General features: G+C 58.1%; 20 protein-coding genes. 9 read left to right on the top strand and 11 right to left on the bottom strand.

The genetic code is table 11. The annotated features are described in order from the left end of the window. The first annotated feature begins 117 nt into the window (after nucleotides 1-117). Entirely contained in the window at nucleotides 118-1,101 is a 984-nt protein-coding gene (locus CPY64_RS17955; RefSeq protein ID WP_052362941.1) for an Abi family protein, read from the top strand. 111 nt (nucleotides 1,102-1,212) lie between these two features. Here the strand turns inward: CPY64_RS17955 and CPY64_RS17950 are convergent, their stop codons facing one another. Together CPY64_RS17950 and CPY64_RS17945 are read right to left on the bottom strand one after the other, a co-directional pair. Beyond that, nucleotides 1,213-2,196, bottom strand: coding sequence for a Bug family tripartite tricarboxylate transporter substrate binding protein (locus CPY64_RS17950; protein ID WP_042484964.1), 984 nt, complete (start codon nucleotides 2,194-2,196; stop codon nucleotides 1,213-1,215). A gap of 63 nt (nucleotides 2,197-2,259) precedes the next feature. After that, nucleotides 2,260-3,855 (bottom strand): sulfatase-like hydrolase/transferase, encoded by a 1,596-nt coding sequence (locus CPY64_RS17945; protein ID WP_042484968.1) that lies wholly within the window; start codon nucleotides 3,853-3,855, stop codon nucleotides 2,260-2,262. 254 nt (nucleotides 3,856-4,109) lie between these two features. Between CPY64_RS17945 and CPY64_RS17940 the strand changes: the two genes are divergently transcribed. Further along, on the top strand, nucleotides 4,110-4,850 hold the full coding sequence (locus CPY64_RS17940) for an IclR family transcriptional regulator (RefSeq protein WP_042484971.1): 741 nt from the start codon (nucleotides 4,110-4,112) through the stop codon (nucleotides 4,848-4,850). A gap of 218 nt (nucleotides 4,851-5,068) precedes the next feature. Here CPY64_RS17940 and CPY64_RS17935 read toward each other — a convergent pair whose 3' ends face one another. Beyond that, nucleotides 5,069-6,064: a 5'-nucleotidase gene (locus CPY64_RS17935; protein ID WP_042484974.1), complete on the bottom strand. Its 996-nt coding sequence runs from the start codon at nucleotides 6,062-6,064 to the stop codon at nucleotides 5,069-5,071. 124 nt (nucleotides 6,065-6,188) lie between these two features. Between CPY64_RS17935 and CPY64_RS17930 the strand changes: the two genes are divergently transcribed. From CPY64_RS17930 to CPY64_RS17920, 3 genes are all read left to right on the top strand, one after another. Beyond that, the gene (locus tag CPY64_RS17930) at nucleotides 6,189-6,890 is read left to right on the top strand and encodes a glutathione S-transferase family protein (RefSeq protein ID WP_042484976.1); all 702 of its coding nucleotides are present in this window, start codon (nucleotides 6,189-6,191) and stop codon (nucleotides 6,888-6,890) included. Between the two features lie 84 nt (nucleotides 6,891-6,974). Further along, nucleotides 6,975-8,495 carry an MFS transporter gene (locus tag CPY64_RS17925; protein ID WP_109442045.1) on the top strand — a complete coding sequence of 507 codons (1,521 nt, stop codon included), beginning with the start codon at nucleotides 6,975-6,977 and terminating at the stop codon, nucleotides 8,493-8,495. 221 nt (nucleotides 8,496-8,716) lie between these two features. Next, nucleotides 8,717-9,694, top strand: a complete 978-nt coding sequence (locus tag CPY64_RS17920) for a tripartite tricarboxylate transporter substrate binding protein BugD (RefSeq protein WP_042484978.1) — start codon at nucleotides 8,717-8,719, stop codon at nucleotides 9,692-9,694. Nucleotides 9,695-9,897: 203 nt separating this feature from the next. Here CPY64_RS17920 and CPY64_RS17915 read toward each other — a convergent pair whose 3' ends face one another. The 6 genes from CPY64_RS17915 to CPY64_RS17890 all read right to left on the bottom strand — a co-directional run bounded on the left by CPY64_RS17915 (nucleotide 9,898) and on the right by CPY64_RS17890 (nucleotide 17,010). Then, nucleotides 9,898-11,106: a CobW family GTP-binding protein gene (locus CPY64_RS17915; RefSeq protein WP_054513287.1), complete on the bottom strand. Its 1,209-nt coding sequence runs from the start codon at nucleotides 11,104-11,106 to the stop codon at nucleotides 9,898-9,900. A 68-nt stretch (nucleotides 11,107-11,174) separates the two neighbouring features. Next, complete coding sequence (locus tag CPY64_RS17910) at nucleotides 11,175-12,053, bottom strand: phosphonopyruvate hydrolase (protein ID WP_080723756.1); 879 nt, start codon at nucleotides 12,051-12,053, stop codon at nucleotides 11,175-11,177. A gap of 19 nt (nucleotides 12,054-12,072) precedes the next feature. Continuing rightward, entirely contained in the window at nucleotides 12,073-13,299 is a 1,227-nt protein-coding gene (locus CPY64_RS17905; protein ID WP_042484983.1) for a pyridoxal phosphate-dependent aminotransferase, read from the bottom strand. Next, the gene (locus CPY64_RS17900; protein WP_042484986.1) at nucleotides 13,296-14,954 is read right to left on the bottom strand and encodes an ABC transporter permease; all 1,659 of its coding nucleotides are present in this window, start codon (nucleotides 14,952-14,954) and stop codon (nucleotides 13,296-13,298) included. The genes CPY64_RS17905 and CPY64_RS17900 overlap by 4 nt, the downstream gene beginning before the upstream one ends. Continuing rightward, on the bottom strand, nucleotides 14,951-16,015 hold the full coding sequence (locus CPY64_RS17895; protein WP_042484989.1) for an ABC transporter ATP-binding protein: 1,065 nt from the start codon (nucleotides 16,013-16,015) through the stop codon (nucleotides 14,951-14,953). Before CPY64_RS17895 ends, CPY64_RS17900 begins: the two co-directional genes overlap by 4 nt. A gap of 11 nt (nucleotides 16,016-16,026) precedes the next feature. Beyond that, on the bottom strand, nucleotides 16,027-17,010 hold the full coding sequence (locus CPY64_RS17890) for an ABC transporter substrate-binding protein (protein ID WP_042484992.1): 984 nt from the start codon (nucleotides 17,008-17,010) through the stop codon (nucleotides 16,027-16,029). Nucleotides 17,011-17,130: 120 nt separating this feature from the next. Between CPY64_RS17890 and CPY64_RS17885 the strand changes: the two genes are divergently transcribed. Beyond that, nucleotides 17,131-18,012, top strand: coding sequence for a LysR family transcriptional regulator (locus CPY64_RS17885; RefSeq protein WP_042484994.1), 882 nt, complete (start codon nucleotides 17,131-17,133; stop codon nucleotides 18,010-18,012). Between the two features lie 28 nt (nucleotides 18,013-18,040). Here CPY64_RS17885 and CPY64_RS17880 read toward each other — a convergent pair whose 3' ends face one another. Continuing rightward, nucleotides 18,041-18,967 (bottom strand): DMT family transporter, encoded by a 927-nt coding sequence (locus CPY64_RS17880; RefSeq protein ID WP_042484996.1) that lies wholly within the window; start codon nucleotides 18,965-18,967, stop codon nucleotides 18,041-18,043. Between the two features lie 206 nt (nucleotides 18,968-19,173). Between CPY64_RS17880 and CPY64_RS17875 the strand changes: the two genes are divergently transcribed. From CPY64_RS17875 to CPY64_RS17865, 3 genes are read left to right on the top strand one after another with little or no spacing between them, the layout of a single operon-like run. After that, a complete protein-coding gene (locus tag CPY64_RS17875) occupies nucleotides 19,174-19,902 on the top strand; it encodes a GntR family transcriptional regulator (protein WP_009461474.1) in 729 nt (242 codons plus the stop codon). Between the two features lie 49 nt (nucleotides 19,903-19,951). After that, a complete protein-coding gene (locus tag CPY64_RS17870) occupies nucleotides 19,952-20,920 on the top strand; it encodes a Bug family tripartite tricarboxylate transporter substrate binding protein (protein WP_042484999.1) in 969 nt (322 codons plus the stop codon). A gap of 17 nt (nucleotides 20,921-20,937) precedes the next feature. Then, complete coding sequence (locus tag CPY64_RS17865; protein ID WP_042485002.1) at nucleotides 20,938-21,693, top strand: arylmalonate decarboxylase; 756 nt, start codon at nucleotides 20,938-20,940, stop codon at nucleotides 21,691-21,693. A 74-nt stretch (nucleotides 21,694-21,767) separates the two neighbouring features. On the opposite strand, the gene CPY64_RS17860 is transcribed toward CPY64_RS17865, so the two are convergent. Then, nucleotides 21,768-22,598 (bottom strand): enoyl-CoA hydratase/isomerase family protein, encoded by an 831-nt coding sequence (locus tag CPY64_RS17860; RefSeq protein ID WP_042485005.1) that lies wholly within the window; start codon nucleotides 22,596-22,598, stop codon nucleotides 21,768-21,770. Nucleotides 22,599-22,605: the final 7 nt, after the last annotated feature.

Genomic DNA, 22,605 nt, shown 5'->3' with positions numbered 1-22,605 from the left:
AAAAAGGCCAGGGCACATTTATGTCCACATCTTGAGTCCTCTACCGAAAGCGGCTAGAATCAATCTCAACACGGCCCGCCCCTCTGCGTCGAAAGATGTACGGGTGGGTTTTCTTTTATGTCGGTCATGTCCACCTATAACAAGCCCTACCTCACTTTCGAGCAGCAACTCGCTCTCCTAAAGGAGCGCGGCTTGGGCGTCACCGACGAAAAAGCAGCGCTGATCTGTTTACAGCGCATCGGCTATTACCGACTCAGTGCCTATTGGTATCCGCTCCGGCAGACCACACTCTCAAAGGCCGCTGACTCACCGCGAATTACCGTGCAGCGTACTGATGCGTTCCGAGCAGGCAGTACCTTCGAGCAGGTATTAGCGCTTTATGTCTTCGACAAACGTCTTCGTCTTCTGGTGCTTGACGCAATTGAGCGTCTTGAGATCGCTTTTCGGGTAGATGTATCCTATAGACTGGGCGAGCTAGACCCCTTTGCCCACATGGATCCAAATCTGCTGCACGGAAACTTTGCCAAGAAAGTCCACCCAGCAACAGGTCGGACCGCCCACCAGAACTGGCTAGACAAACATCAACAAATGGTGGCACGTTCACGAGAAGATTTCGTGCGGCACTATAAGCAAAAATATGGCGAGCCATTTCCTCTCTGGGTGAGCGTGGAACTGTGGGAGTTCGGCATGCTATCCACTTTCTACCAAGGGATGAAGACCGTCGACAGGGATGCAATCGCTGAGCGCTACGGCCTACCCAACGGCCAGCTTCTGCAAAGCTGGCTACGCGCACTAAATTTCGTACGTAATGTAGCGGCACACCACAGTCGTCTCTGGAACAAGAACTTGGTGGACCAGCCGAAGCTCCCACGCCCAGGAGCGATGCCAGCCTTTAACCCCATAATCAGTCAACCGGCCATCGAGTCACGCCTGTTCGTAATGCTCTGCATCCTGCTACACCTGATGCGCAGGGTAAGCCCAAACTCAAGCTGGCCTGCACGCCTGCGCCAACTACTCGATGACTTCCCTACAGTGCCAGGTTTATCACTGACAGACATGGGCTTTATCCCTGGTTGGGAAGGTCATCCTCTCTGGCATTAGCAAAACAGGCTTCTTTACCCAGACCCCTTGTACTCTCATACAAGCCATAAAGCAGCACACCCGCTTGTGATAACTTGCCAAGAGGGTGTGCCTGCCTACTAGTTCACCACCCTATTCAGGCTGAATGCCCAGGGTAGGGATCAGCTCGGAATAGACCTTGGAGTCATTCTGCACGCGCTCCAGCGTCTGGGCCGGGGTGGTGAAGAACTGGGCCAGGCCACGGTTCTTGAAGGCAGCCTGCATTTCGGGGGTCTTCAGAGCAGCATCCACCTTTTCCTGAATCTCTTTCACGGTGTCATCCGGTGTGGTGCCGGGTGCAAACAGGGCAAAAGTCGTTGTTGGAATGCTATTGGCGTGGCCGCCTGCTTCCTGCACCGTTGGTACGTCAGGCAGCAGCTCGGTACGCTTGTCTGCGCCTACCGCCAGCACTCGCACCTTGCCGCCATCAACGTGCTGTGAAGCCAGAATGCCGCCAACCAGCATGGCATCGGTCTCACCGCCCAGAATCGCGTTCGTGGCCGGGGCCATGCCCTTGTAAGGGATGTAGGTGAAGTTCACGCCTTCTTCACGAGCCAGCAGACCCATGCCCAGGTGCGTAACGTGTCCGCGACCACCTGTGCCCACATTGGTGTCGCCATTGGCTTTCTTGGCCTGGGCGATGAATTCTTTGTAGTCCTTGGCCGGGAAATCATTACGCACCAGCAGATACAGGTTCACGCCAGCGACTGTGGTGACCGGCTTCAGATCCTTTTCCCATTTGTAGGGCAGGTTGCTGTAGAGCAGTGGGTTGGTCGATACCGCCAGACTATCAACCATCAACAGAGCCGAGCCGTCCCCCTTGGCTTTGGCAATATTGTCGGTGCCGATAATGGCATTGGCGCCCGGACGGTTCTCGATCACAAAGACCTTGCCGGTGGCCTTGTTCAGATGTACACCCAGATCGCGAGCCAGAATGTCAGGTTCGGTGCCGGGTGGGTAAGGGACCACAATACGAACCTGATCCGTAGTCGGCCAGGCGGCCTGAGCCATCATCGGGGCCAAGGCACCCACGCCGGCCAACAACAGGGCCAGCGTCGTATTTTTAAGCTGCTTCATTTGTCCACTCCTTATCGTTATTGATTGCGGCCCGCCACCAACTGGTAGCCCCCCGCAGCGCATCTACCATCGTCCAATCAAGATATTCATCATGCGCTCGTGCGCATTGGTACGATCCTCTACCGCGGCCCAACTCTCGCTGGCACGCCCTTTCAGGGTGTCATGCCAGTCCAGCAGGCCTTCTTTCATACGCCGACAAACCGCTGCATACGCCGGATCTGCGCCCAGGTCGTGCAGCTCGTCAGGGTCTTGCTTCAAATCGAACAGTTGTGGCCGGTAACCCTGCCAATGCATGTATTTATACTCGCCATCACGCAACATCAGGCCACGGCATTCATCCACCCCACGGCCCAGAATCTGGCGGGCTTCCCGATAAGCGTAATCCAGGCTGGCCACGGTGTACTCACGCGCCCACTCGGACTGGCCATGCAAAAGCGGAATCAGGGAACGACCTTCCACCCGGTGTTCCTGAGCAGGCAGGTGCAGGGCATCCAGAATCGTGGGCGTGACATCCACGCACTCGACAAAGGCATCGCTGCTTTGGCCGCGTGTGGCGTTCGCTGCGGCGCGTGGATCAACCACGATCAGCGGGACGCGAATGGCGTTTTCAAAGAAATACTCTTTCTCGCCCAACCAGTGATCGCCCAGCAAATCGCCATGATCGGAACTGAAAATAATCAGAGTGTCTTTCAGACGGTCTTGCTGGTCCAGCATATCCAGCAAGCGGCCGACTTCATCATCAATCTGCTGAACCAGGCCCATATAGACAGGCTTGATCGTGCGCCAGACCTCGTCCTGAGCAAAGGACTGAGACTCTTCGTGCTGCTGATAGGCCGCGTGCACCGGGTGTGCATTCTGGCGCTCATGCTCCGCACGCAAGGGCGTACAGGCGTCTTCCGCCCCAAAGCGGTCGTGGTAGGGCGCTGGCGCTTTATAAGGCCAGTGCGGTTTGATGAAAGACAGGTGCAAGGCCCAGGGCTCTTCACCTTTAGCCGTGATGAAATCCATGGCCCGCTGGGTGAAGTAGGCGGTTTCCGAGTCCTGCGCCTGCACTCGTGCAGGCAGGCTGGCATTACGCATGTACCAGCCAGAGGCGAACTGGCCCTGGGCGTCCTGGCTGCCGATCACATAATCTTCCCAGGGACGCTCGCTGTCATAACCCTGGGCCTGCAAATACTGGCGGTACTCGCTATCCGGGCCCATTTCAAAGTGACCGTCGTAGCGCTCAATGGCGGTAAAGCCGCCTTGCCAGAAACGCTCGGCCGCCTCGGGCTGAATCTGAAAACGCCGTGCCTTGGCGCCAGCCGGGTCCGGCACATGGTGCGTCTTACCCAGCAGATGGCAGTCTCGCCCGGACTGGGCCAGATAGTCGCCCAGATACAGCTCATCGATAGGGTGAGGAACGCGATTCCAGGTGACCCGGTGCGACAAGGGATAGCGGCCGGTGTAATACGAGGCCCGCGAAGGACCACAGACCGCAGAGTTCACATAGGCGCGATCAAAGCGCACGCCCATGGCGGCCAGACGATCCAGATTGGGGGTCTTTAATGCGCCCCCAGGGGCATAACAGGACAGGTGGTCTGCACGTAGCTGGTCACACATGATGAACAGCACATTCTTGATCTCTGAAGACACCTGGCTGGGCTGAGCCTGATCCATGTCCGCCTCGATAAAAACTGGGGCCGGGCAAATCCCTCACCCGACATCACAAAAGGAGTAGGCCATGTGTAAGCAAATGCATAACAGACCCGCTTATGTTCAAGATTATTACCGCAGTCTGAGAAAATTTTTCGAATAATGTGATAGTTTAGGTATAAACCAGTAGGCCGAAGTGATGCCTGCTGTTGCTCCCCACTGACAGGCCAGAGCGTGGTTAGAATAGAGAACCAACAACTCCGTTTTTACGAGGGCACATGAATAGTCTAAGACGCATGCTGCAAATTCTGGACTTGTACGGTGCACACACGCCGGTTCTGGATGTGGAGACCATCTGCACCCGCCTGAGCTACCCTCCCGCCACCACCTATCGCTATCTGAAAGAGCTATGCAATAGCGGCCTGTTGATCCGCAGCCCAGAAGGCTACGCTCCCGGGCCCCGGTTTATAGAAATGGATTTGCTGATCCGCGAATTTGATCCGCTGGTCAGCCGCTGCCGCCCCCTGTTGCGCTCGCTGGTCGAGCAAACCGGGCTGGACGTCCTGATCGGCCAGCAATACGGCGAACGCATTTTGACCACCCATCAGGAAACCGGGCCGGAGCGTTTCGAGCTGCTGTTTGGCCGAGGGCGCACCATGGATATGTTCCGCAGTTCCACGGCACGTATCGTCACGGCTTACCTGCCCACCCGCCATCTTCGCCGTCTGTACGAGAAGAATCAGAACATTGATTACGTACAGCGCCTGGGCAAGGAATGGCCGGCCTTCTCCGCCCACATGCAGGAGCTGCGCCGCGCGGGCTATTGCATTACCAAGGAGCAGATCAATCCGGGCATAGCCGGTATTTCCGCGCCTGTTTTTGACGATGCCAAACGTATCTTCGGCAGCCTGACCTTGCTGGGGTCGCTGGAACGCTTTGAGGCCATCAACCCCGAGGCGCTGGCCAGCCTGATCCAACCCGCTGCACGCGCCGTTAGCCGTGCTCTGGCCCAAGTCTGAGGACTTGACGCCCACAAGAACCAAGCCGCGCCTGATCCAGCATCAGTTCGCGGCTTTGTCTTTGCTGCAACCGCAGTTGTCAGAGCACAAGGAGTACAGAGCGGGGCTAAAACAGGACAAGCCTGGTCATCAATGAGGGGGCTTGATCTGTTGCACAATCGCTTGAGAACGACACCTAGCGCACGACAATTCCGGCACTGGATTTGATTAGCAAGCAGCTACGGTTTCGACTTGGGTTTTATCTGTTTCCGCCCTTTCTTCTTTTCCGGCTCCGCCACTTTCACCGGCAGGTGGTTCACCACTCCAAACGGAATATGCACGGAAGGCAAAGTCTGCGCGGTGGGAATCAGGTGCGTGGTCTGGTCGTCAAAGAAGATATGGGGCTGCAAGACCTCCAGCACCCGCCGCTTTTCGATGCCGCCCAGAAAGAAGGCCTCGTTCACTTCAATACCCCAACTGCGGATGGTATTGATGACACGTTCGTGAGCCGGCGCATTGCGCGCCGTCACAATCGCAATCCGCAGGCGCGGCACATAGCTGGCATCCTGCTCCTGTCGCCGTTGCTCCACTTCCTGAATATGCGCCAATTTCAGCAAAAACGCCTGTAACAGGCCGGGATTATGCGGTTTTTGCACCAAACGCACTTCATGTTCAAAAAAGGCCGGCAAGCCGCCTTCCTGCTGATACACGCGCTCTGACTCGTCGTCCGCAATCACCCCGTCAAAGTCGAACGCCACGCGAATGGGCTGGTCGTCATAAGCATCCTCGTACGAAGAATTCAGAACCTGGCCTGCGGGATAGCCTTGCTGTACCGCCCGATGCACATCCTCCTGATTAGCCGACAGGAACAGGCTGATGGATAGCGGCTGAATATAAGGGCTGGGGTCACCCCCTTGCAGAAACACCGCCCGCGTAATGTCCAGGTCGTGGTGGCGAATGGAATTCATCACCCGTAACCCTGTATTGGGATCGTTACGGGACAGCAGCACCACCTCGACCAAGGGATCGTCAGGGGACAGATCATTCAGGGCCAGCAAGCGCCGGATAAAGGAAAAGGCCACGCCCGGCTTCAAGGGATCGTGCTCGCGAGCCAGCTGGTAATCGCGATAAGCCGCCTCGCCTTGCTCCAGAAAGACCTGATGAGACTGGCTCAGGTCAAACAGGGCGCTGGAAGCCAGCCCGATCACCAGTCGTTTTTCCAGGTCATACGCCATGCACCGCTCCCCAAATCCGCAAAAAAAACAGCATACCAAAACGACAAGCCTGCGCTGGTACTACCCAAGCAGAACAAAGCCTACTAAAGTGCAAACACTATCACCTTCGTGACACCGTGCCACCATGCAAGCCTCCAAACGCTATACCCTTGTTCTGGGCAATCCCCATTATTCGTCCTGGTCCCTGCGCCCCTGGCTATTAATGAGCCACCTGGGCATGGACTTTGACGTGAGATGGTTCAATTTTGGCCCTCCCTTCAGCACCCTGGCTTTTCACGAAATGGCCCCTGCAGGCCAAGTGCCTGTCCTTCATGCCAACGGACAAATCATTTGGGACAGCCTGGCCATTGCCGAATACCTGGCCGAACAGCATCCCGGCGTCTGGCCGATCGACCCCATAGCCCGCGCCTGGGCTCGCAGTGCCAGTGCGGAAATGCACGCCAACTTTTCCTCGCTACGCAATCTGTGCCCCTTCGCCGTCGCCCTGCGCGCCCAGCATCATCAGCAGGACATGCGCCTGCAAGGTGAGCTGGAACGCCTGCAAACAATCTGGCAAGAGGGTCTGAGCCGGTTTGGCGGCCCCTTCCTGGCCGGGGAGCGCTTCAGCGCGGTCGATGCCTTTTACGCCCCCGTGGTGTTTCGCCTGCAAACCTACGGACTGAAGCTGGACGAAGCCTGTCAGAACTACATGAATCGCTTGCTGGAATTGCCCGCCATGCAACACTGGCACCAGATGGCCTGCCAGGACACCTGGCGCGATCCCGATCACGAAGCTGAAATTTTGCGTGTGGCTGATATACATCTGGATTTGCGCCAGCCAGCCTAGTGTCAGCTATTTGCCATGTAAGTACAGACACGAAAGAGTATCCTTGTTGGTCCCGAATGATTTCGCTGTCAAGGATTGCGTCGCATGGGCGATACGTACTTTCGCACTACAAACTACCATTTCACTGATCTGGACCCGCAGGCGCAGGACGCGTATGCAGGCTCGCTGGCTGAGCAAGCCCGAGCCAACGCGGCCTGTTTACGCTTCGATGTATTGCGCAAGGACCAGCCTCCAGGACACTGGGTGCTGCACGAAAGCTGGCGAGACGCCCAAAGCTGCAAGGATTTTCACGCCAGCGCCCCCGCCCAGACCCTGCAAAAAGCACGGGTCGAACAACACCTGAACCACCCGAGCCCACAAGCGGGCACCGACAAGCCCGCAGTAGCACGGCCCGCCTGCAAGAAGAGCAAGTGGGACCCGTACGTGTGGATCAGTATCGCCATGTGTATCGGGGTGATGGGCACGGCCCTGGCCAGCCCGCTGTATCCGCTGTATCAGGACCGTTGGGATCTGAACGCCAGCCATATCACCCAGCTGTATGTGGCCTATATGGCCGCCGGCTTGACGGGCCTGCTGTTCCTGGGCCGCTTGAGCGACATGAAAGGCTTTATGCCCGTACTGCGTACCGGCCTGATTCTGGTGACCAGCGGCGTGACCCTGTCCGCCTTCGCCTGGGATGTGGGCAGCTTTCTGTTTAGCCGCATCATGATCGGGATGGCCTCCAGCATGATTGTGACCTCGGCCTCCATCGGCCTGGGGCAATTCAACCGGGGCGGGGATGTACAACGAGCCGCAGCCACCACCTCGCTGATGCTGGCCTTCGGTTTTGGCCTGGGTCCGGTCGTAGGCGGCCTGATCGCACAATGGGTACCGAACCCGCTGTTCTCCAGCTACATCCCGTCCATGGCGCTGGGCGTGCTGGCCATCTACGCCCTGTTTCAGATCAGGCCCATTGCCAGCAAACAGCCTGTGCCACAAAAAACCAACTGGCGCACCTGGATGCCGCGCCTGACGCTACCCGCCACGCATCTGCGCCGTCCCTACCTGATTGGCTGTCTGTCCGCCTGCTGCGCCTTTGCCATGTTCAGTCTGTTTGCGTCTCTGGCCCCCAGCTTCATGGCGCAAATGGTGCCTTGGCACGGCCCGGCCACCAGTGGCTTTTCCATCGGGATCATTCTGTTCCTGTCCTCGGGCTTTCAGCTACTGATCCGCCGCTGGCCGGCCAAACGCAGCGTCATTGTGGGACTGCTGTCCTTCACCCTGGCCTGTATCGCCTTGCTGATCAATCTGTGGGCCAGCTCCTCGCTGCTATTCATTCTATGCGTGCTGCTGACCGCCTTTGGCCACGGCCTGTGCATGTACGGCGGCATGTCCATCGTGCAGCGTGTCTCACCCCCGCATCAGCGTGCCGGCCTGACGTCCACCTACCTGATTACCGGCTATCTGGGCGCCATTCTGCCTATCTTGGGCCTGGGCTGGCTGGCCGACCACTTGGGTCTGGACCAGGGTCTGATGATCTTTTGCAGCCTGATCGCCACTGCCGCGCTAACGGTTGCCGTCATTGCCTACCTGACGCCGGTCCTGCAAAAACCAGCCTCTACCTGAACAAGCATCGGGGCAAGCCACCGCCTGTGCGCGTGGCTTGCTGCCCATGCTGACCCCGTATATTCCCCTAGTCCATTTAGGCCCCTTACTAGGGTTAGACCTGAAAAAGAAACGCGCCTACCCTCAGTAGAATAAAGCCACTCCTGCAGCGCTTCGCAACACAGAGCGACCGGACCCAAGTATCTCCCAAAAGAATAAGCAATCCTTATCAAGGAGGCATTATGGCTGTTGCATTAAACAAGCTGTTTGTCAGTCTGAGCGCGGCCTTGGCCTGCTCGGTCACCGCACAGGCAGCGGGTTATCCGGACCACCCCATCAATATGGTGGTGCCTTTTGCGGCGGGCGGCCCCACGGACAACGTGGCACGCGCTCTGGCCGAAGCCATGCGCCCGGTCCTGGGTGAAACCATTGTGGTTGAAAACAAAGGCGGGGCAGGCGGCTCCATTGGTACCGCCCAGGTCGCCCGCGCCAAACCGGACGGCTACAACATCCTGCTGATGCACATCGGCTTTTCCACCGCCCCTTCGCTGTACAAGAAACCCGGCTACGACGCCATCAATGGCATGTCCCCCATCGGTCTGGTGGTGGACGTTCCCATGACCATCATTGCCCGCGAGGACTTCCCGCCCAACAACATCCAGGAGCTGGTGCAGTACCTGAAAGACAACCAGGACAAGGTTTCCCTGGCCAACGCCGGGATTGGTGCAGCCAGCCACTTGTGCGGCACCATGCTGACCGAAGCACTGGGTATCGAGCTGCTGACGGTCCCCTATAAAGGCACCGCCCCCGCCATCGCGGACTTGATGGGCAAGCAAGTGGACGTCATGTGTGACCAGACCACCAACACCACCCAGCAAATCAAATCCGGCAAGGTGAAGGTCTATGCGGTGACCAGCCGCGAGCGCGTCCCGACCCTCCCGGACGTGCCCACCATGCAGGAGTCCGGTTTCAAGGACTTTGAAGTGGGTATCTGGCACGGTATGTGGGCCCCTAAAGATACGCCTCAGCCGGTTGTGGATACCCTGGTGAAAGCGCTGCAAGCTGGCATGGCTGACAAGGACTTCCAAAGCCGTATGGCCACTCTGGGAGCCACGGTCATGGACAAGGAAGCCAACCCGGCCGCCTTGCAGGCCAAGGTGGAGCAACAAGTGCCCCAGTGGGCCGCCCTGTTCAAGAAAGTGGGCGTAGAGCCCCAATAAAACCTGTTAGCCCAAAGGCTTTTGAAAAGGACGCTTAGGCGTCCTTTTTTTCGGCTTGGGGAACTGGCTACCGTAATGGTGAGTCGCCTGCTCGGAGGACGAAGAGACAATGCTTTATCAAGCTCCCGGCTACTCAAGAGCCCGATCAAGAAAGGCTCAGACTCAAGAAAATCCGGCCAAGAGAGGCCCGGACTCATCGAGTCTTAATCCGTCTTGCGAACCGCCGCATCCAAAGCCTGCAATCGCGCCCAAAGCTCCTGAAAACCCACATCCTGTGTAATCAAGACCATACGTCCTTGCTGATCCGGCCACGGCCATTGCGGCACAGCCTGCCAAGGATAAGACTGATGCTGCACAGCATGAATCACCTGTGGCTGGGCCATGCCTTGTACGGGCAGAACAGCCTTCAGGCGCAAGAGACGCGGGCCTGCCCATTGGCACAGATCCGATAGCCAGAATTGCAGCTTGTCGGCAGGCACAGGCTGAGGAAACAGGGCGCTTAACGAGTAGATGGAGTCTCCATGGCGGGAGACATCTGGCGTGCTGACCGCAGACGTTTCTGGACTCTTTCCATGAGAGTGAGCGAACCCAGGACTGTCGCTGTCGCCAGCCATGGTGCCCGTGCCGTGACTTTGGCTATGGCTATGGCTATGGCTATGGCTATGGCTATGTACATGATCGTGATCGTGATCGTGATCGTGATCGTGATCGTGATCGTGATCGCCAGTATCTTGCCCCAATGCCTCGAACGCTTCCAGGCTCCAGGCCCGACCTTGTCCGGCTTGCTCGCCCAAGCCCAACAAACTGGGCGCAACGGTCTGCGCTGCCGACAAAATCTGCTGCTGCGCCAAAGGATTCAAACTGCGCACGTATTCACGCAGTGCCGTTTCCGCCCCTGCATCCACCCGGTCGCGCTTGCTGAACAGCAGCAGGTCTGCCACGGCTACCTGCCGTCGCGCTTCGACATGGTGGGCCAGCGTTTCCAACCCATGCTCCAAATCCACCACCGTCACCACACCCGCCAGGCTGTACTTGCCCGCCAACTGTGGATCGCTTAACAAGGTATGCAAGATAGGGGCAGGGTTGGCGAGCCCGGTAGTCTCAATCAGCACCCGTCGAAACTGCCGCTGACCGGCCCGCGAAAACCGCCAGGTAATGTCACGCAAGGTCTGCACCAGATCACGCCGTATGGTGCAGCACAGACAACCGCTACCCATGGCCTCGATCACGTTTTCCTGACTGTGAGCCACCAGATGATGATCCAGCGCCGTCTGCCCAAACTCATTGATGATGACCAGGGTGTCGGCCATCTGCGCTTCTTGCAAAGCACGATTGATCAGAGTCGTTTTCCCGCTACCCAGAAAACCGGTCAACAGTGTGACCGGGATAGGGCCTTGTGCAGATTTGGGCATCGTATTCATCCGGCTAAGGGCCCGCCGTCGGGCCACCCGCCATTATACGAAGCCCAATACTGTCCCTCCTAGAGTAGAAACCGGGCCTCAATCTGACGCATATGGGCATCACCTTGCAAACCAATAATGGTTTTGACGGAAGGCAGATTGGCATCCACATTCTGAATGCCACCATCCTGGCGAATCTGGGCAAATACAGCTTGCATGGCCCCTACGGCCGCACGAATCGCATGATTGCCGTAAATCACCACGCCCACCTTGCCCAGTTGCGCAATGTCCGCCTCGGTCAGTTGAGGATAGGCCGTTGGCACCAGCACCAGCGGCACCTTGCCGGTCCAGGCCTGCACAAAGGACAGAATCTGGTCTGGCGTGGCTTGTTTGGAGTGAATCAAAATGGCATCTGCACCCGCCTGCTCGTAAGCCAGCCCTCGCTTCAGGGCTTCTTCCTGCCCCAGGCCAGCAATCAGGGCCTCGACCCGCGCAATGATCAGAAAGTCAGGGTCACGGCGTGCCGCGCACGCCGCTTCAATCTTGCCCTGGAACTCCTCAATGCGTACCAGTTCCTGACGCCCATCCGCCCGCAGGCTGGTGTCTTTAGGGAAGGTTTTATCCTCCATCACAATGGCACTGGCGCCCGCTGCTTCGTACAGCGGAATGACGTAGCTGACATTCACCGCATTGCCAAAGCCGGTATCAATATCGGCAATCAAAGGTATGTCTACGGTCGAGGCGATCGCCCGCATCATCTCTAGGTGGGTTCCCATCGACAGGATATTGGCGTCAGGCACGGCATAACTGGCTGACAACTCAAAACCGCTACCCCAAATTGCCCCGAAACCGGCATCCTGCGCCAGGCGAGCAGACAGGGGATTATGTGCGGCCATTGCCGTCATCAAACGCCCTTGGGAGAACGCTTCTTTCAACACCTGGTTTTTTTTGCTATTCACACTATTTCTCCGTAAGGAATCAGCTCAGTCGCGCAATGGCCTGGGCAATGCGGCTCATCGCCTCCTCCAGCTCCTGATCGCTGGAGGCATAAGACACCCGAAAGTGGCCCGGCAGTTCAAACGCCGAACCGGGCACCACGGCCACCCCCGCACTACGCAGGAAATACATGCACAGGTCCTTGTCGGTACTGATCAACTGGCCTGACGGGTCCCGCAGGCCCAATACGCCTTGGCAGCTGGGGAAAACGTAAAACGCCCCCATGGGCAGATCGCATTCAATGCCTGGCATGGCATTGAGCGCGGCTACCACCTTGTCACGGCGACGGCGGAACGCTTCCACAAACTCGGGCAGAAAATCCATGGGGCCATCCAGTGCGGCCACGGCCGCTGCCTGGCTGATGGAGCTGGTATGGGACGTCGCTTGCGACTGCACCAGATTCATGGCCTTGATCAGAGGCAGCGGACCGGCGGCGAACCCCACCCGCCAGCCAGTCATTGCATAGGCCTTGGAGACACCATTGATGGTCAAGGTGCGCGCCGCCATGTATGAAGACAAGGCAGCAGGCGTTGCGAAGGGTTCATCGCTATAGCGAATTTTTTCGTATACATCATCGGCCATCACCCAAACATGCGGGTGACGCAACAGCACTTGCTCCAGCGCTTCCAGTTCCTGCCGTGAATACACGGCACCACTGGGATTGGAGGGAGAATTGAGCATCAGCCATTTGGTACGGGGGGTGATGGCACGTTCAAGCTGGTCGGCTTGCAGCTTGAAACCGGCTTGGGCACTGCAACGCACAATGACCGGCTGGCCACCTGCCAACAAGACCATTTCAGGGTAAGACACCCAGGCAGGGGTAGGGATGATGACCTCATCCCCGTCCTGCACGGTGGCCTGCAAGGCGTTATACAAGGCTTGCTTGGCCCCGCAACCCACCTGGATCTGATCCGGGCTGAAATGCAGGCCATTGTCACGCTCGAACTTGCGCACCACAGCTTCACGCAAGGCCAGGGTGCCGGCTACTTCGGTATAGCGGGACTCATTGCGATCAATCGCTTCTTTGGCCGCCTGACGCACATGCTCGGGGGTTGCAAAGTCCGGCTCGCCCTGACTGAGGGTAATCACAGACTGTCCCTGTTGCCTCATTTGATTGGCCAGACGCGTCATCTCTTTGGTGGCCGATGCCTTGGCTCCCAACACGCGCTGGGCCAGCGCGATCTCTTCCTGACATTGCACAAAGCTCATTGTGTCCATCCTACTTTTACTTTGAAAACGAAACGGGTCAGCAGCAGCGGCAGGAATATCGCCATCAACAGCACCAGGCTATACGCACTGGCCTGCGCCAAACGCCCACTGTCCACCAATTGAAAAACCTCGATAGGCAGGGTGCTCATCCCGCCAAAATACAGAACCACCGTGGCGGATAACTCCGACAAGGTCGTGATCCACATCAGCACCGTGGCCGCAATGACGGCAGGCCATACCACCGGCAGAACGACCTTTGCAAAGGTGGGCATCGGGGCCACGCCCAAACTGATGGAGGCCTCCTCGATAGAATTGCGCAAGTTATGCAAAGGCCCCATGGCCGCCCGCACACTGGTGGGCACCCGGCGTAAAAAGTAGGCCAGCGCCATAATCACCCAACTGCCCGTCAGCACCAGCCAGCCGCTGTTAAACACATTGATCAAGGCAATGCCCAGCACCGTGCCAGCAATCGTCAAGGGCAGCATGACCAGCACATCCAGGCCCGCACTCAAGCCGGACGGCCGTTTCACAATCAGATAGGCCGCCACGATGGAGAACACGGCACCAGCGCTGGTTGCCGCAGCACCCAGCAGCAAGGAGTTGTACAAAGGTCCAGGTGCCTGCACCAGGGCTTGCTGCATATGGCTCAAGGTAAAGCCGCCATACTTCAGCACCGGCCCGATAGAGGGCGTAAATGCGGTGACAATCACCACCATCACGGGTAGCACTGACAGCACAATCAGGATCGATACCAAAGTGGCACACACAGCGGCCTGCCAGGCACGCAGGGGCACGCGCTCCGGAGCTCGTCCAGACTCCATCTGATAGGTTCGTCGGGCCACCACCCACTTTTGAATCAGCAGCAAGGCCAGGCCCAAAAACACCAGCAAAGAAGCCATGGTGGTCTGCATTTGCGGATTACCGCCCATCTCGCTGACAAACTCGTTATAAGTCTTGACCGCCAGCACGGGGGTGCGGGCTCCCAGAATGGCTGGGACACCAAAATCCCCGATGACGTGCATGAAAACCAGCACCGCAGCACCGCATAAAGCCGGCACCATCAAAGGGAAGGTCACTGTGCGCAAAGTGCGAACCGGGGAACTTCCCAGACTCAGGCCCGCCTCTTCCAGGTTGCGATCCATGGACTTCAAACCAACCAGTACGGCGACATAGGCGTACACGTAGTTGTTCAAGGTCATCACAAAAACCAGACCCCACCAGGAATACAAGGACGGCAGCTCCAGACCCAAGGGCGCCAGCAAGCTATTGAGCACACCTTGCTTACCCAGCACCACGATCCAGGCCGCCGCCACCACCACATCTGGAATGACCAGGGTCAGCAGGGGCAAGACACCCAGGCAGGCGGCCAAGGGGAAGGAAAAGCGAGCGGCGGCCAGGGCCAAACCAGCGCCCAGCACCAGACTGAGCAGGGTAACCGCGCCTCCTAGCCACAAGGTGTTGAACAGGCTCTCCCGGTAAGCGGGCTCAGAGAAGAACTGCACGTAGCCGTGCAAGCCAAACTGACCTTCCTTGTTGAACAGGGAACTGGTCAGCATGGACAAGACCGGCCACAGCAAAAAGTAGCCCAGCAAGGCCACCGCCCCCAGCGCCAGCATCAACCAGGCTGGATCACGTCGCAAAGAACCCAGCATCATGTCCGCTCCACCAAAAGAGCCGACTCGGGAACGCGCAATACCACCGCATCGCCCCGTTCCCAGCTCTGGCTGACGCCGGTATTCCAGACCACCGCCTTCAGAAAACCGAATTCGGTGCGCAACTGATATGCCGTACTGGGGCCCCGGTAATCCACGCTCTCAATTCGCGCGGCAATGTCCCCCTCTTCAAGCGGACGCAAGGCATCCACACTCAGGGTTTCAGGCCGCACAGCCAACATCGTCTGCTCAGAAAAACGCCCGGCAGACTGGATACGCACAATGCAGCCTGCCGTCCGGAAGCGGCGGCAGCCGTCTGCGGCTTGACCGAGCTCCTCCTGAAGCTCGATCAGATTGGCCCCTCCTACAAAATCAGCCACAAAGCTGTTGTCAGGGCAGCGATAAATCTGCTCGGGTGTCCCGACCTGACGGACGCAGCCCCGATCCATGACGGCAATGTAATCAGACACGCTCAGCGCTTCTTCCTGATCATGCGTCACAAACACAGTAGTAATGCCGGCTTCCTGCTGCAAGTCCCGCAGCATCTCGCGCAGATCGGTGCGCAGCTTGGCGTCCAGGGCAGACAAGGGCTCATCCAGCAAGAGCAGATCGGGCTTGATCACCAAAGCGCGTGCCATGGCTACTCGCTGTCGCTGCCCACCGGACAAGGCAGACGGCAGGGCATCTGCCTTGTCCTTCAAGCCCACGCGCGCCAGCATTTCCAACGCGGGGACGCGAGCCTGGGAGCGAGACTGGCCACGCGCCAGCAAACCGTAGCTGACGTTATCCAGCACGCTGCGATCCGGAAACAGCGCGTAATCCTGAAACACCATGCCCACATTGCGTTTGTGCACAGGCACTCGCGTCATGTCTGTTTGGCCGAACAGCACCTTGCCATGATCAGGGCGCACAAAACCGGCCAGCATGCGCAGCAAGGTCGTCTTGCCACAACCCGATGGCCCCAGCAGGGTAAACAAGGAGCCATTGGGGATGTCCAGATCCAAACCGTGAAACAAAGTCTGTGAGCCGTAGCTTTGCTCAATACCTGATAGATGTATCTGCATACCAGTCCCGCCTAGCGCTGGGAAACCAGTGCACGCCAACGTGCCAGGAAGGCTTCACGATCCGCCCCCATACGATCATCATCCAGCGCATGCACACGGATCTGATCCATGGCAGGCAAGCTTGTCAGCGTATTGACGGCAATATCGCTGCGCAAAGGGCGGCGGAACGCGCTTTTGAACACCTCTTCCTGCGCAGGGCGGGAGGCAAGGAAGTCATACAGCTTGCGAGCGGATTCGGGGTTACGCCCGCCCTTGATCAAGGCCATGCCTTCCGGCGACAAGAAAGTGCCCTCTTCGGGGTAGACCAAGTCAATCGTATCCAGACCACCGGCCACATATTGATAGGCGGCATATTCCATCGTTACCGCAACCGCGAACTCGCCATTGGCAACGCCCTCGTAGGCACCGGAGGTGGTTCCGACCACCACTGCATTGCGCACAAGCTTTTCAAACACCTCCTGGCCCATCAAATCCTGCAGACCGTACAAGGCAACATAAGAAGAACTGCTGCGCTCCGGATCTGGAATCACGATCTTGCCCTTCCAGGCCGGATCAGCCAGATCCGCCCAGCTGGCAGGCGCCTTGAGCTTGCCCAACTGACGCTCGTTGAGCATCAATACCGTGACATGGGTATTGGTACCCAGCCAGCGTTGCCCGGCTCCCTGATACTGAGCACCTACTGCACTGGCCTCGGGCGACGAATAGGGCGCCAGGTAGTCGGCATACTGCGACAAGGTGGAAAACCCGCCGGACCAGAACAAATCGCCCAGGGGTTGCTCTGCTTCTGCCTTGATACGCTGCATCAGGGCACCGGAACCCGCCCGCACCACGGACACCGATATCTCGGGGTGGACCTGACGGAATTGCTCAATCACCGTGTTCACCACATCGATGTTATTGGAGGAGTACAACACCACTTCATCCGCCTTGGCAGCCCCCGTACCCAGGCAGGAAAGCATGAGCAAAGCGGATAGATAAGGGAAACGGTTTTGCATGATTATTTCCTGTAATTTCAATAAAATTGCATGAAAATCATGGTATTTATCTTAGATGACGGTTCTGTTACACCCTACACCTACCCCCTGTTCAGCGTGGCCCTATCATGAGTTTTAATCATGTTTGAGAATGTTCCTCTGGTCCCCCTGCGCGTATTTGTCGCGGTGGGCCGACAAGGCAATTTCACCCGTGCAGCCCAAAGCCTGGGGATCACCCAAAGCGCAGTCAGCCGGCATATCGCCACCCTGGAAAAAGTCAGCAAGCAGGCCCTGTTCATTCGACGCGGCCCCTATATTGAGCTGACGGCAGCCGGCTTGCAGCTGTATGACACGGTCAAAGATGCCATGGCCACCCTGGAGATGGCCATTCAGCAAATTACCCATCAGCAGGATCAGCACGAACGGCTGAGAGTCCGCACCTCCATGCCCAGCTTTTCAATGACGGTGCTGGTGCCCATGCTTGGCCAGTTCACCGCCCAGCACAATAGGCAGATTGATCTGATCACCAATCTGTCGCCACCCCGTCCTAATGAAGAGTTTGATGTGTTGATCAGCCGTGACTTGAGCCTGCCCGACAGCGAAAGCTGGGAGCTCATACGCGAAGAGCTGGTATGCGTGGCAGCACCCGCCTTGATCCAGCAACATAGCGGGCAGGCCTGGGAGCACTGGCCTATGGTGACCGCACGCTCACGACCAGACATGTTGGGTTTATGGGCTTTGGATCAGGGTATTGAGCCTTCGCGGCTGCTGATGAGCGCCACCTACGATCACCTGTTTTTCGCGATTGCCGGGGCCATTGCCGGCTCCGGATTTCTGGTTGTGCCGCGTTTACTGGTGATGGACCATCTACGCGATGGCGTCCTGCGGGAAGTCGGCCCTGGCCAAGTGGCCACAGGCGCGACCTACATGGCCTATGTCAACGCACAATCACCCCAGCAAAGTGAGGCCCGCCAGTTTTGCCGATGGTTGAAAAGCAGCTTGCGACAACGCATTGCGCCTTGAGGCCATTCGCGTCATCTCGCTGATTCAGTCAAGCTCTGCGACGCCGCAGCTGACTGATCCAGCTATAGGCGCTGACCAGGGTAATGCCCATCAACACCAGTAAAGCGCCCATCACAAAACGGGGTTCTATGGCCTCGCCCAGCAGGAAAGCGCCGAATAAAACACCGAACAAAGGGGTTGCGAATGAAAACACCCCCAGGCGCGACGCCTGATAATTACGCAGCAACCAGAACCAGACCAGAAAGCTCAGGAAAGCCACCACCACGGACTGGAAGACCAGGCTGGCACCCAGCAAACCGGACCAATGTATCTCGGTTTGCCCGGTCAGGCCCGCGGCCACCATCAGAATCACAAAAGCGCTGAATAGCTGATACAGCAAGGCTTCCGAAGGCGGCACAGCAGACAGGCGCGTGCTGCGGATCAGTACGGTGGTAAAGCCCCACAAGGCCCCGGCTGCCAAGGCCATCAAGTCCCCGATCAACATGCGTCCCAGATCAGCCCCGTCCATGCTGGCTGGGCCCAAAAAGGTAATGACAATACCCGCCACTGCCAGCCCGATCCCCACCCATTGCAGGCGGGCCAAACGCTCTGAAGGCAAGAGAATATGCAGACCCAAGGCCGCAAACACGGGTGCTGTGTAGAGAAACACCACGACATGAGCTGCCGAGGTAAAGCGCAGGCTCTCACCCAGCAGCAAATATTCCAGCGCAAACAACAAACCGGCCATCAGCCCCGGCCGCCAGGCCCCTTCCGTAAAGGCCAGCTTGTGTGTGCGTACCAGAACCAGCAAAGCGACCAGCACACAGGCAACGCCCGAGCGCAAACCAATCTGGAAAATCGGCGCCATGTCATGCGCCGTCGCCTTGAGCAAGATCTGCTGAAAGCTCCAGATCAGGCACAAAACCAGCATGGCACTGCTGGCCAGCGCATCCAGCGGTTTACGTTCTTCGCTCATGGTTTTTTTATCCGAAAAATAGCGTGCTTTTCCCTATGACCGAACAGGGGCAGAGGGGGTGCAAAAAATGATTATCCGTGAAATTTCCCTGAATCAAAACGGGGCAAAACTTTCTTTACCCTCGGATAAGCCTTAATTGATATATCAAAAAGCCCTCCCTAGAATCATTTAAGCCTAAAAAACAGGAAAGGGCTTGGGAGACAGACATGACGCTTAGCAATACCGACCGGGTACGAATCGAACTGGAGCACCGCATTGCCAGCGGTGATCTGCCGCCGGGCAGCGCCATTGATGAATCCTTGCTGTGCACGTTTTTCCGGGTATCACGCACCCCGGTGCGCGAAGCCTTGCTGCAACTGGCGGCCACCGGGCAAGTGCGCATCGCCCCGCGCGCCGGGATTTTTGTCACTCAGCACACCATTGAAGAACTGGAAGAAATGCTGGAAACCCTGGCCTTGCTGGAAGGTGCCTGTACGCAACTGGCAGCCTACCGCATCAGCAATGCCCAGATTCGCGAACTGGAGCGTTTGCAAAAGCGCGGTGCCAAGGCCCTGCAGGACAAAAGCCTGGCTGACTACGCCACGTACAACGCCGAATTGCACGCCCTGATTCACAGCATTGCCGGCAATACCTTCATGGTGCAGCAAATTGAACATCTGCGCCGTCTGACCAACCCTTACCGCCACCGCCATCTGGATCAGGAAAACCGCATGGAGCAGTCCTGGCATGAACATCAGGCACTGACCCAGGCCCTGGCCCAACGTGACGGCCCCAGCGCCATGCAGGCAGCGGCCAGCCATGTGCTGTCCGGGGCCGAATCCCTGCGTCGTGTCGCCCAAGCCCATCCCGAGAAATGGGAGTTCGACAAGCGCGAGCGCTATAGCTGGCTGAACGCCCAGCTCAACCCTTTAGCCGGGTTTTATATGCGGCACTGAATTAATAATTAGCTAAAAAAACTACCACTCATACCGAGGAGACTTTCTCATGTTTGCAAGCCGTTTCACACGGCGTGCGCTGGCTGCGCTCGCCCTGACATTAAGCCCTGTGGCCGCTTTACACGCTGCTGAACCCATTCGCCTGGTCGTGGGTTTTGCCCCCGGCGGCGGGGTCGACACCCTGGCCCGCGTCACCGCCCAGGCGCTAAGCAAGGAGCTGGACCGCACCGTGATTGTGGAAAACAAATCCGGCGCAGGCGGCACCATTTCGGCCGACTACGTGTCCAAATCCCAGGCCGATGGCAACACGCTGCTGTTTGCCGATACCTCCTTGCTGGTCGCCCCGTATATTTACCCGGCGCTGCGCTACGACCTGCAACGTGACTTCACCCCTATCGGCATGGTGGGCCAGTCTGATCTGGCTCTGGCCGTTCCGGGTGACAGCCCTGTCAAAACCGTGGCCGAATTGATCGAAGCCATTCGCAAGGCACCTCCTCAAACAGAAACCTTCGCCTCGGTGGGCGTAGGCTCGGTGCACCATCTGGGCGGTGAACTGTTCGCCTTGCAGACCAAAACCGAACTGGTGCACGTCCCCTATCGCGGCGGTGCACCGGCCAGCCAGGCTCTGGCTGCGGGTGAAGTGTCCATGTCCTTTGCCAGCCTGGCTTCCTCGATTGGCCTGGCCAACTCCGGCCGCATCCGCTTGCTGGCCACCTTGTCCGAGCGCCGCTTCCCCGGCATGCCCGATCTGCCCAGCGTTTCGGAAACCATTCCCGGCTACAGCGTGACACCGTCGCTGTTCATGCTGGCCCCCAAGAACGTAGACCCCGCCCTGGTCGCCACCGTCAGCAAGGCGCTAGAAAACAGCATGCAGCAACAGCAGGTACAGGATGCCTTCCTGGCTCAAGGCTCGGTAGCCGGCTACCAAGATGCCCAGGCCACCGATAAATGGCTGGGTGAAGAAACAGAACGCTGGGCCCAGGTCATCAAGACCGCCCAACTCGACTTTAAACAATGAAACAAGCAGCTACTGTTATGACGACTGACAACTCTGACACCAAGCGCCCCGTACTGGGCCTGATCGTGCCACCGGCCGCCGGTCTGGTGCCTCCGGAAGGCCCGGAGATGTACCCGGAAATTGACTTCATCGCCCAAGGTCTGGCGCTAAGTTCGGTAGACAAGGAAGGCTATGACCAGGTCATTGACCAGGTAGTCGACGCCGCTCAAAAGTTGGCCGCCCGGGGTGCCCAGGCCGTGTCCCTGATGGGGACGTCGCTGAGCTTTTACCGGGGCTCGGATTTTAATGAAGAGCTGGTGGCGCGTCTGCGTGAATCCACCGGCCTGCCGTGCTCCACCATGAGCCATGCCATCTTGCGCGGTCTGCGTGTCAGCGGCATAGAACGGGTGGCAGTCGCGTCTTCCTATATTGATGACGTGAACCAGCGACTGGTCCACTTCCTGGGCCAGAACCAGATTCAGGCCGTGTGTGCTTATGGTCTAGGAGTGAATGACGTCACGGCCATGTCCAAGATCAGCACGCAGGAGCTGGTCGATCTGTGCCTGAAAACCTGGGACATCGCCCAGGAGCAGGCTCCCGGTCAGGCACAAGGTTTGCTGCTGTCTTGCGGTGGCCTGGTGTCGCTGGAAGCCGTGCGTCAGGTCGAGGACAAACTGGGCGTCACCGTCGTGTCCAGTTCCCCCGCCGGTTTCTGGGATCTGGTGGCAACGGCGGGGCTGGATTTATTTCCACAGGGGATGGGGCGACTGGCACAAGAGCGTCAAACCGCTTGATACCACGGTATAGATAGCCCCTTGTCCGCGAACACGGCAAGGGGCACGCAAAACGCTATTTGCTGACACTAATGCTACGCCTTCGGCTTGCTGCCTCCCGAGGGGGAGCTTTTTGTCTTGGGGCGGCCCGGCGACAAAAAACCCGCACGCGCCTGGGCTCCCTCTACGCTGTCACGACACACCAGCGCCTGATCGGCATCCATATAAATGCCCAGACGGTTCAAGGCATTGGCAACCTGATTCACCGACTCCTTGGTCATACGAATAATCGCCGCAGGCGATTCCGACGCCCGCTTGGCCAAAGACTGTGCCACGGCCACGGCCTGACCGGGTTCGCAGACTTCATCCAGCAGGCCCCAGTCCAGCGCCTGTTCAGCACCGAAGCGTTCGGCCAACAAGATGGCACGTTTGGTGCGAGCGGCACCCAGCATGTTCACCATGCGTGGAATAGCGCCCCAGCCCATGTTCAAGCCCACCTTGGCTTCAGGCAGATACAAGAAAGACGTCTGCGAGGCCACACGCCAGTCGCAAGCCAGTGCCAAGGCAACCGAGCCACCTACGGCGGCGCCTTCAATCGCGGCAATGGTCAGCTGTGGCAATTCTTCCCATAAACGGCACAAACGCGCACCACGCTGGGCCACATCGCGACGCTCCAGCAAACCAGCCTGCTCGTCGTTCCACTTTTGCGGGTCTTTCAGATCAATCCCGGCCGAGAAAATGTCCTTGGCCCCAGTCAGTACCACGGTGTGAATCTCCAGCGACAAGGCCAGATCCTGCGCCACCTGCGTCAGGGCCAGCAAGGTGTCCTGATCAATAGCATTACGGTTCACGCCACGATCAAAGCGCACCAGCGCATGGTCGCCCGTCACCTTGACCGTCACACTGCGGCCATATTTGCGTTTCATGAATGTC

It is taken from the genome of Alcaligenes faecalis, assembly GCF_002443155.1.
Lineage (GTDB): Bacteria > Pseudomonadota > Gammaproteobacteria > Burkholderiales > Burkholderiaceae_B > Alcaligenes > Alcaligenes faecalis.
This window is presented reverse-complemented; position numbering and strand designations above follow the sequence as displayed.